Annotated in this window: 11 protein-coding genes and 2 tRNA genes; all 13 read left to right on the top strand. The window is 60.9% G+C overall.

Annotated elements, in window-relative coordinates:
- Positions 1-224 precede the first annotated feature (224 nt).
- The 13 genes from AAAX36_RS08335 (at position 225) to rnc (ending at position 9544) form a co-directional block, all read left to right on the top strand.
- Positions 225-299, top strand: a tRNA-Asn gene (locus AAAX36_RS08335).
- Between the two features lie 33 nt (positions 300-332).
- A tRNA-Asn gene (locus AAAX36_RS08330) sits at positions 333-407 on the top strand.
- A 161-nt stretch (positions 408-568) separates the two neighbouring features.
- Positions 569-958, top strand: a complete 390-nt coding sequence (locus AAAX36_RS08325; protein ID WP_192923963.1) for an Asp23/Gls24 family envelope stress response protein — start codon at positions 569-571, stop codon at positions 956-958.
- Between the two features lie 27 nt (positions 959-985).
- The gene (locus AAAX36_RS08320) at positions 986-2647 is read left to right on the top strand and encodes a DAK2 domain-containing protein (protein WP_161145460.1); all 1662 of its coding nucleotides are present in this window, start codon (positions 986-988) and stop codon (positions 2645-2647) included.
- A gap of 9 nt (positions 2648-2656) precedes the next feature.
- Complete coding sequence (gene recG / locus AAAX36_RS08315; RefSeq protein ID WP_349075049.1) at positions 2657-4834, top strand: ATP-dependent DNA helicase RecG; 2178 nt, start codon at positions 2657-2659, stop codon at positions 4832-4834.
- Positions 4831-5487, top strand: coding sequence for a 16S rRNA (guanine(966)-N(2))-methyltransferase RsmD (rsmD, locus tag AAAX36_RS08310; protein WP_349075047.1), 657 nt, complete (start codon positions 4831-4833; stop codon positions 5485-5487). Before recG ends, rsmD begins: the two co-directional genes overlap by 4 nt.
- Positions 5480-5977, top strand: coding sequence for a pantetheine-phosphate adenylyltransferase (coaD, locus tag AAAX36_RS08305; protein WP_055286393.1), 498 nt, complete (start codon positions 5480-5482; stop codon positions 5975-5977). The genes rsmD and coaD overlap by 8 nt, the downstream gene beginning before the upstream one ends.
- A 68-nt stretch (positions 5978-6045) precedes the next feature.
- Positions 6046-6543: an ATPase gene (locus tag AAAX36_RS08300; RefSeq protein ID WP_040358176.1), complete on the top strand. Its 498-nt coding sequence runs from the start codon at positions 6046-6048 to the stop codon at positions 6541-6543.
- Entirely contained in the window at positions 6543-7097 is a 555-nt protein-coding gene (locus AAAX36_RS08295; RefSeq protein WP_055309521.1) for a DUF177 domain-containing protein, read from the top strand. Before AAAX36_RS08300 ends, AAAX36_RS08295 begins: the two co-directional genes overlap by 1 nt.
- 64 nt (positions 7098-7161) lie before the next feature.
- Positions 7162-7341 (top strand): 50S ribosomal protein L32, encoded by a 180-nt coding sequence (rpmF, locus tag AAAX36_RS08290; RefSeq protein WP_022094017.1) that lies wholly within the window; start codon positions 7162-7164, stop codon positions 7339-7341.
- A gap of 87 nt (positions 7342-7428) precedes the next feature.
- The gene (gene plsX / locus AAAX36_RS08285) at positions 7429-8448 is read left to right on the top strand and encodes a phosphate acyltransferase PlsX (RefSeq protein ID WP_138374831.1); all 1020 of its coding nucleotides are present in this window, start codon (positions 7429-7431) and stop codon (positions 8446-8448) included.
- A 124-nt stretch (positions 8449-8572) separates the two neighbouring features.
- Entirely contained in the window at positions 8573-8815 is a 243-nt protein-coding gene (locus tag AAAX36_RS08280; RefSeq protein ID WP_055286398.1) for an acyl carrier protein, read from the top strand.
- 3 nt (positions 8816-8818) lie between these two features.
- Positions 8819-9544, top strand: coding sequence for a ribonuclease III (gene rnc / locus AAAX36_RS08275; protein WP_055286400.1), 726 nt, complete (start codon positions 8819-8821; stop codon positions 9542-9544).
- Positions 9545-9553: the final 9 nt, after the last annotated feature.

Raw genomic sequence — 9553 nt, 5'->3', positions numbered from 1 at the left:
TTCGGCCGTGCGCGGGCGCCCGGTCGGCGGCCCGTTCTGGGCGCGCCTCAATCGTAGCCCGAGACGGTCCCGGGCTGACAATTTCGACTGTAATGGACGTTCTTGAATGACTAGTCGTTTAAGAACGTCCCCAATGACTGGGTCGGAAAAATTCTTAAAAAAGTTCTTGCCCTGAGCTGATTCGTCCGTATAATAATCTTCGTTGCTTGAGAGCACGCACCTATTCCTCGGTAGCTCAATGGTAGAGCACGCGGCTGTTAACCGCGCTGTTGTAGGTTCGAGTCCTACCCGGGGAGCCAGAATTTTCCAGCCCTTTCTGTTGGGCTTTAAATTCCTCGGTAGCTCAATGGTAGAGCACGCGGCTGTTAACCGCGCTGTTGTAGGTTCGAGTCCTACCCGGGGAGCCAGGTTGTAAAACCCGCCGCTTATGCGGCGGGTTTTTTCATGCCGCGATCGCCTGGCACGAACGTTGCCATATCAACATTTCGTGTCGAGGATGTAATCCCGTGACCCACCACCTCAACATGGCGCGGTCGTTGTAGAATATTGCGATGATTGCTCCCACGAGATGGTGCCGCGAGCACCAGATAAGGAGATTCTTGTGTCTGAGACCATTAACGGCAGTCTGAGCGTCTCGAACGACGTTATTGCCGATATTGCCGGTTATGCCGCGATGACGTGCTATGGCGTCGTCGGTATGGCCGAACAGCTCCAGGGCGCCGAGAGCGTGCGCCTGCTTGCCGGTCAGCGCCTCCGCAAGGGCGTGCTTGTCTCCGCCGACGAGAACGGCCTTACGGTCGATCTTCACGTCGTGCTCGAGAACGGCGTCAACATGAAGTCCGTCTGCCACAATCTTTCGAGCTCCGTTGCCTTTACCCTGCAGGAGATCGCCCAGATCGATCCCACCAGCCTTAAGATCGGCATTCACATCGACGCGCTCAAGAGCCGTCTGAACTAGCATCCGAAAACGGAGATTCAAATACCCATGATTGCAAAGACCATTCGCACCTGTTTTCCGATCGCTGCGGCTGCCGTTTCCGACAAGGCCGAGGAGATCAACAAGCTCAACGTCTTCCCCGTACCCGACGGCGACACCGGCACCAACATGTCGCTCACGCTCGCCTCGGTGACCAAGGAGCTTTCCGCCCTTCCCGCCGATGCCGATATGGAGGCCATCGCCGGCGCCATCACCCACGGCTCCCTCATGGGTGCCCGCGGTAATTCCGGCGTCATCACGTCGCAGATCCTGCGCGGCGTGGCCGAGGGCCTTGTCTCTGCCGACGAGCCTATTACGTCCGCCAATATCGCCTTCGCCTTCCGTCGTGCCGTCAAGGTTGCCTTCCAGGCTGTCCGTAAGCCCATCGAGGGCACGATCCTCACGGTTCTGCGTGATGTTTCGACCAAGGCAGACGAGTGCGAGAAGAAGAAGTTCTCTGCCGAGGATGCGCTCGACGCCATCGTCGTCGAGGCCTACCAGTCCGTCGCTCGTACGCCCGACCTGCTGCCCGTTCTGAAGGAGAACGGCGTGGTTGACTCCGGCGCCTTTGGCTTTGCTATTTTCCTTGAGAACTTTGTTGCCGCCGCGCTTGGCCGCAGCACCGTTGTCGAGGATTTCTCCGCCACGTTTGATTCCGCTGGCTCTGCCCGCGACGCGGCCCTCGGTCGCGTTAAGATCGAGGCCAACGACGATTGGGAGGGCTCGGAGTTCCGCTACTGCAACGAGTTCCTGTTTAAGGCCGACGCCCCGTTTGACGAGGACGAGTGCCTTAAGTTCCTTGGTTCCATGGGCGACTGTGAGCTACTCGTGGGCGCCTATCCCGATTACAAGATCCATGTGCACTCCAACACCCCCAACCTGGTGCTCGAGCACATGCTTCAGCTCGGTCAGATCTATGAGGTCTTTATCCACAACATGGAGATGGAGGCCCACGACCGTACCGCTAAGATTCACGAGGATCAGGAGAAGGCCGCCGAGCCCGCGAAGGCCCTGGGCTTTGTCGCCGTTGCCGCCGGTTCCGGTGAGGCCGACATCCTCAAGTCCCTCGGCGTTGACGTGATCGTCTCGGGTGGCCAGACCATGAACCCCTCGACCGCCGACCTGTTGGGCGCCGTCGACCAGGTCAACGCGACCTCGGTCATCATCCTGCCCAATAACGGCAACATCCGCATGGCTGCCGAGGCCGCAGCCTCTGCCTGCACCGACAAGAAGGTCGCCGTCGTTCCCACCAAGACCGTCCCGCAGGCGTTCTCCGCGCTGTTCGCCGTCCTGCCCGATTCTGAGCTCGAGGACGCCGTTGCCGCCATGGTTGACGCCATCAGCGAGGTCCGCGATGGCGAGGTCACCCGCGCCGTGCGCGACTCCAGCGCCTCGGACGGCTCTCCGATTCACTCCGGTGACGTCATGGGCATCATCGCCGGCTCAATCGACGTGGTCGGTTCCGACGTGAAGCAGGTCACGCTCGACTGCATCAACCGCATGCAGGAGGAAGAGGAAGGCGACGCGCTGACGATTCTGGCCGGCGAGGAGCTATCCGACGAGGCCTTCCAGGAGATCGTCGACGCCATCGAGGAGGCTCAACCCGATCTGGAGATCGACGCCCATCGTGGCGAGCAGCCGCTCTATCCCGTGATCTTCTCGATCGAGTAGGCTCTGCCTATGTCCGAGCTGTGCTCCGTGCCGCGCGTCTCGGAGCGCTTTGCCCAGAGCAATGCGCTCGACGAGGATATCGCGCGACTCAAATATGTTTCGGGTAAACGTGAGGAGGCCCTTCGCCGTCTGGGAATTCGGACGGTGGGGGACCTCCTTCTCCATATCCCTCATCGATACCTGGACTTTACCCGTTCTTGGTCTATCGAGATGGCGCCCATCGGTACTGTGTGCACCATCATCGCCACGGTCGACCGTATCGTCCAAAAACAGCCGCGTCCGCGCATGCAGGTGACCGAGGTCTCACTCGTTGACGAGACGGGCGTGCTGCAGGTCGCCTTTTTCCGCCAGCCCTGGATTGCCCAGCAGCTTAAGCAGGGCGACCGCCTGGCCGTGATGGGCAAGGTTGAGTTTGCCTACGGTTTTAAGCAGATGGCCTCTCCGCACTTTGAAAAGCTCGAGGAAGGGCGTGCTGCGGGTACCATTTTGCCGGTCCATTATGTGAGTGACGGCGTGAGCCAGGCGTGGATGCGCCGCATCGTAAGCGGCGCGCTCGAGGTCGTCGTCAATCCCTTCGACCCGATTCCCGCACGCTTGCGCGTCAAGCGCCGCCTGATGAGCAATGCCCGCGCGCTTCGATCGATCCACTTTCCATCGAGTATGGCTGAGCGGGATATCGCGCGACGTCGCCTTGCTTATGAGGAGTGCCTTTACCTTCAGCTGGCGCTTCGCCTGCGCAACGATGGCGGCCTAGTCGATGTGGTGCCCTATGCCCACACCGCGGGCGAGCACCTGGCCGCACTCAAGCAAGCCCTGCCGTTTTCGCTGAGCGACGAGCAGGAGGTCGCGTTCCAAGATATCCTGCGCGATATGTGTGATGGCGGGCGTGTGATGAACCGCCTGCTGCTGGGCGATGTCGGTACCGGTAAGACCGCCGTTGCCGCCTGCGCGCTGGCTGTGGCTGCCGATAGCGGCACGCAGGCCTGTGTTATGGCGCCCACGGGCGTGCTGGCGCGCCAATATGCCGATAAGACCGGCCCTCTGCTCTCTCAGGCCGGCATGTCCTGGGCGCTTCTGACGGGTGCCACGCCGGCCGCAGAGCGCGAGCGCATCCATGCACAGCTGGAATCGGGCGAGCTTGACGTGCTCTTTGGCACCCATGCGGTGCTTTCGGATGACGTTGCGTTCAAGCATCTGTCGCTTGTCGTCATCGACGAGCAGCACCGGTTTGGCGTCGGCCAACGTAACGCCCTACGCGCGAAGGGCCCCGGTGCCGATCTGCTCGTTATGACGGCAACGCCAATCCCGCGTACGCTGGCGCTTTCGGTCTACGGCGATCTGGACACGAGTATCATCCGCCATCGGCCCGTCCCTGGCGCTGGCGTGACGACACGCGTGCTCACCGAGTCGAGCCGCGACCTCGCCTATGGCGCCATCCGCGAGGCGCATGCAAAGGGCCAGCAGGCCTACGTGATTTGCCCACTTGTGGAGCCGAGTGATTCGGCCGATGAGCTGGAAGACGTACCTGGTATCGCCCGCGACGACGAGGGCCGCGTGACGGTCCCCGTGCCGCTGCACGATACGGCAACCGAGCTCGATCGCCTGCGTCTGGCGTTGCCGGGTCTTGTCATCGAGCGCCTTCACGGCCGCATGCCGGCGGGGGAGAAGGACCAGGTTATCGAGGCCTTCAAGCGTGGCGAGATTGACGTGCTCGTCTCGACTACGGTGGTCGAGGTGGGCGTTGACGTGCCCAACGCCACCGTCATGGTCATCGAGAACGGCGAGCGCTTTGGTTTGGCTGCCCTGCACCAGCTGCGCGGCCGCGTGGGCCGTGGCGGCGTGTCGGGCACGTGCCTGGTCATGACGCACTCCAAGGGCAACGGCGGCGCATCGGCGGCGCAAGATCGTCTGCAATCGCTCGAAAAAACCTCGGATGGCTTTACGCTCGCCCAGATGGACCTGCGCCTGCGCCATGAAGGCGAGATCCTGGGTTATCGCCAGCATGGTGGTGTGACCCTGCGCTTTGTCGACCTGGATGCCGACGAGGAACTGATCGAGTGGGCCCATTTGGACGCGGTCGAGCTCTTGCGGTATGCTTGCACCCTTGACTCCGTGGCGACGCGCCCCCTGCGCGATGCGGTCGCCATGCGATATCGACACATTTTTAAGGAGGTCAGCGGAGGATGAGAATCATCGGCGGCGAATGGCGCGGTCGTAAGATCGAGGAGCCCCGTGGTCGCGATGTCACCCGCCCCACGACTGATCGCGTACGCGAGGCGTGCGCATCTATGGTCATGTCGGCATTCGACTTCGATCTGGACGAGGTCCGTGTGCTGGACGCCTTTGGCGGCTCCGGTGCCTTAGGGTTAGAGATGCTCTCTCGTGGGGCTCGCTTGCTCACGACGTTTGAGATTGATCGCAACGCCGCGCGGCTCATTACCAAGAATATCGAGTCGCTCTGCCGTGACCGTGCGCGTTGGCGCGTGGTCACGGGCGACATGCTGGCGAGTGCCTCGCGCGGTCGTGTACCGGGCGCCCCCTTTGATCTGGTCCTGCTTGACCCGCCCTATGCTTTTGGTGCCGAGCCGGTCGAGGAACTGCTGCAGAACCTGGCTCAGCAGGGTCTGCTTGCACCTGGCGCTTTTGCCCTGTTTGAGCATGCCGCCGCCGATGCGGGCGCGCATCCGGTAGGCTTTGAGACTGTACGTAAGAAGCGCTACGGCATTACCTCGGTCGACCTGCTTCGTTGGGTCGGCGATGACGACGGTGGGGGCGACAGCGCCGGCGCAGATGTCGACAACAACGATGCCACGACGTTTCAGGAGGACGCCCATGAATGACACCATCAACCGCGTGATCGTCCCGGGCACCTTCGATCCCATCACGTTTGGCCATATCGATGTGATTCGCCGCGCCCGCCGCATCTTTCCCAGCGTGATCGTCGCTGTTGCCGAGTCGCAGGGTAAAAACGGCGTGGGCACCACGTTTATGCTCGATGAGCGCGTGGCGCTGGCCCGCGAGGCGCTCGGTGATATCGACGGCGTCGAGGTCCTGCCCTTTACCGGCCTCTTGGTCGACTTCGCTCGCGAGCAGGGGGCGGGGGCCGTGGTCAAGGGCCTGCGCGCCATGACCGACTTTGAATATGAGCTGCAGCAGGCCGACCTTAACTATCGCCTGGATAGCGAGCTGGAGTCCATCTTTGTCATGAGTGCGCCGCAGTACGGCTATATCTCGAGCTCGGTTGTTCGCCAGATCGCCTCGCTCGGCAGCGATGTATCGACGTTTGTCCCGTCCAACGTGGTCGAAGCGCTCAAACATCGCTTTTCGTGACGTTTCTTATTGCCTGGTGGCATGTGGTAAACTAGCACGATGATATGTTACCTATGAAAGGAGACCGGATGCCGGGCGAGAATTTTCCTGGCGATAGGATCGTCAGCTTGGTCGATGAGCTCGAAGGGCTGATCGAGGAAGCCAAGCCGCCTTTCGGCAAGAACGCTCAGTTCAAGGTCATCGACGCCGACGTGTTCTTCAACATCCTCGACGAGATCCGCATGAGCTATCCCGAGGAGTGGCAGAAGTCCCGCCGTATCCTTAAGGAGCGCGAGGAGCTTATGGCTTCCGCCGCCGCTCAGGCCGATTCCATCATCGCTGACGCTCAGCAGCAGGCCCTCACCATTGCCGGTGAGCAGGAGATCGTCCGCCTTGCGCAGCAGCAGGCCGACGACATCCGCGATCGTGCCCAGCAGTACGAGCGCGAGACGCGTTATGCTGCCGAGGACTACGCAGAGCAGGTCTTTACGCACCTGGAGGAGAACCTCAAGAGCCTGACCGGCACCGTTACCCGTTGCCGTCAGCAGCTCAACGAGGGTGCCGCCCAACAGAATGGTCAGTGGTAATGGCTGAGTTCCCGAGCGTTACCGTCGATCTTTCCGAGCAGCTCGAGTTTCCTGGAGATTCGTATCCGCTGACCGGTAAGGTCGATGTCGCCACCTACACGGTAGGCGAGAAGGAGTACCAGCTTCAGGACGGCATCGACTACGACGTTGTCTTTACCAATGCCGGTACCGGTGTCTTGCTCACGGGCATGGTCCGCGCGCACGCCACCGGCGAGTGCGACCGTTGCCTGGAACCTGCCTCGTTTGATATCGCCGGCGAGATCGAGGAGTTCTACCTCTTTGAGGAGCCCGAGGATCCCGAGGCCTACGAAGACGGCTACGAGCTCCTGGGCGAGGATCGCATCGTCGATCTGGGAGAGCCCATCAACGACGCGGTCGTCATGGACACGCCGTTCGTTGTCCTGTGCAAGCCCGATTGCCGCGGCCTTTGCCCCACTTGCGGTTGCAATCTCAACGTCGAGCAATGCGATTGCGCCGCCCAGGCAGAGGCAGAATGGGCCGCTGCCACGGAAAATCCATTTGCAGCATTGAAGAATCTCAAGCTTGATGAGTAAAACTGTGGTAGTATCGCTACTTGCGCGTAATCGCCACACTGGATAGTTCATAAGGAAGGTCACTATGCCCGTACCTAAACAAAAGCAGGGTCGTATCCGCACTCACACCCGTCGTTCCGCCAACATGAAGATCTCGGCTGCGGCTCAGTCCACGTGCCCCCGTTGCGGCGCTGTTAAGCTTCCGCACCACGTGTGCCCCAGCTGCGGTTTCTACAAGGACCGCGAGGTTATCGTTACCGAGTAACGGTATACTCTGGATGCGATGCCGTTCCAAATGGAACCACAATGGCCGGCTCAATGAGTCGGCCATTTTTGTATAAGGAGCATGTATATGAGTAACGTTCGCGTTTGTGTAGACGTTGTGGGCGGAGACGAGAAACCTCAGGTTGTTCTCGATGGTATCGAAGCTGCGCTTGCCGCCGATCCCGATATCGAGGTCTTGGCAGCTGGTCCCGCCGAAATCGTCAATCCCTTTGCAGCTTCCCATGCACGTGTTGAGGCCCTTGAGGCGCCTGACGTTATCGCCATGGATGACGATCCCATTCGCGCCGTGATGACCAAGCGTAAGTCGTCGATCGTGCTTTCTTGCCGCGCCATTAAGAAGGGCAACGCGGATGCGTTCTTCTCCGCCGGCTCCACCGGTGCCATGACCGCCGCCGCCACCGCCTATGTGACGCCGTTTAGGTATCAGGCCGAAGGCAAGAAGCAGCCGGTGCGCCCCTGTCTGACCAATGCGCTGCCCAATCGCGCCGGCGGTCTGACGGTGCTGTGCGACATGGGTGCCAACCCCGATGTGGAGGTCGATGACATGGTGCGTTTTGCCCAGATGGGTAGCGCCTATGCCCGCGTCGTCCTGGGCATCGAGCATCCTCGCGTGGGCCTGCTTGCCAATGGCACCGAGGATGAGAAGGGCTCCAACTTTACCAAGGCCTGTTTCCCTGCTATGAAGGCCGCCGTTCCCGGCTTTGTTGGTAACTGCGAGGGCACCGACCTCACCTCAGGTAACTTCGATGTCGTCGTTGCCGATGGCATGTCGGGTAATATCGCTCTCAAAGCTACCGAGGGCGCTGCCAAGTTTTTGCTGCAGGAGCTCAAGGGCGCCTTTATGGCCTCGCTCGGCACCAAGATCGCCGCGCTGCTCATCAAAAAGCAGATGCGCGAGATTAAGGCCAAGCTCTCTGGCGACGCCAAGGGCGGCGCGATTCTTCTGGGCCTGCGCGGCGTGGTCCTGATCGGCCATGGCGCCACCTCGGTCGAGGCTGTCAAAAACGGTACGCTCGCGGCGGCCGAAGCCGTGCGCGCCGGGCTGGTCGAGAATGTCGCCAACTCTATGGACAGTATCGTCTTGTAAGAGCGAGTTAGAGCGCTGTTATGTGCTTCGCGGCGCACGTCGTGGGGTAGAATCAGAACCGTGTCTTGGTACCGCCCGGGCGGTACCATTCTTTTGGTATTCATGTACTATGAGAGGAAGCGCTATGGACCGCTCCGAAATCTTCGACAAGATCGCCGAGGTCGCTGCTGACGTTCTGGGCGTCGATGTTGCCGAAATTAGCGAGGAGACCACCTTTGACGACCTCGATGCCAACTCGCTCGAGCGCCTGCAGCTGGTTACGGCTATCGAGGACGAGTTCAACCTCGAGATCGATGACGAGACCCTGCTCTCGCTCAACTCTGTCGCCGACGCCGTCGACGCTATCGAAGCTGCCAAGGAGGCCTAAGTCTTGGCTTTATCCGAACGACTTACGCGCGCCCAGGAAATCCTGGGCCACGAGTTCAACAATAAGGTGCTGCTGCGCGCGGCCCTTACGCATCCCTCGGCAGTCGAGGGCCAGCCGGTTTCTGCCAGCTATGAGCGCCTTGAGTTCTTGGGCGATTCCATTTTGGGCGCTGTGGTCGCACGCTCCCTGTTTGAGTCCTATCCCGAGTTTGACGAGGGCAAGCTCACTCGCTTGAAGGTGTCGCTCGTCTCGGGCGCCACGCTATCCGAGGTTTCTCACGAGTTGGGCATCGACGACATCATTATCTTTGGTGCCTCCGAGACCGGTACCGGTGCGCGCGGCCTGCATTCGGCCCTCGAGAACGTCTATGAGTCGCTCGTGGGCGCGCTGTACCTGGATGCCGGCTGGGACGTTGCGGCGGAGTTCATTCACCGTACGCTTAAGCCGCATTTGGCTTCCGAGCGTGCCGAGCATCCTGCGAACCCCAAGTCGTTTTTGCAGGAGTGCGTGCAAGCCGACGGTCACGAGCCCCCGGCGTACAAGCTCGTTGGCTCCGAGGGCCCGGCGCATGCGCCCACCTTTACCGCTGTGGTTTTGATCGATGGTATTCGCCAGGGTCGCGGCTCCGGCTCCTCAAAGAAGGAAGCCGAGGGGGCTGCCGCGCTTGAAGCGCTCGACCGCATGGGTTACACCACCAACGGCGTGATTCTGAACAAGAAGCACGTGTAAGCGAGGAAC

The sequence above is a fragment of the Collinsella sp. CLA-ER-H10 genome, assembly GCF_040092475.1.
Lineage (GTDB): Bacteria > Actinomycetota > Coriobacteriia > Coriobacteriales > Coriobacteriaceae > Collinsella.
This window is presented reverse-complemented; position numbering and strand designations above follow the sequence as displayed.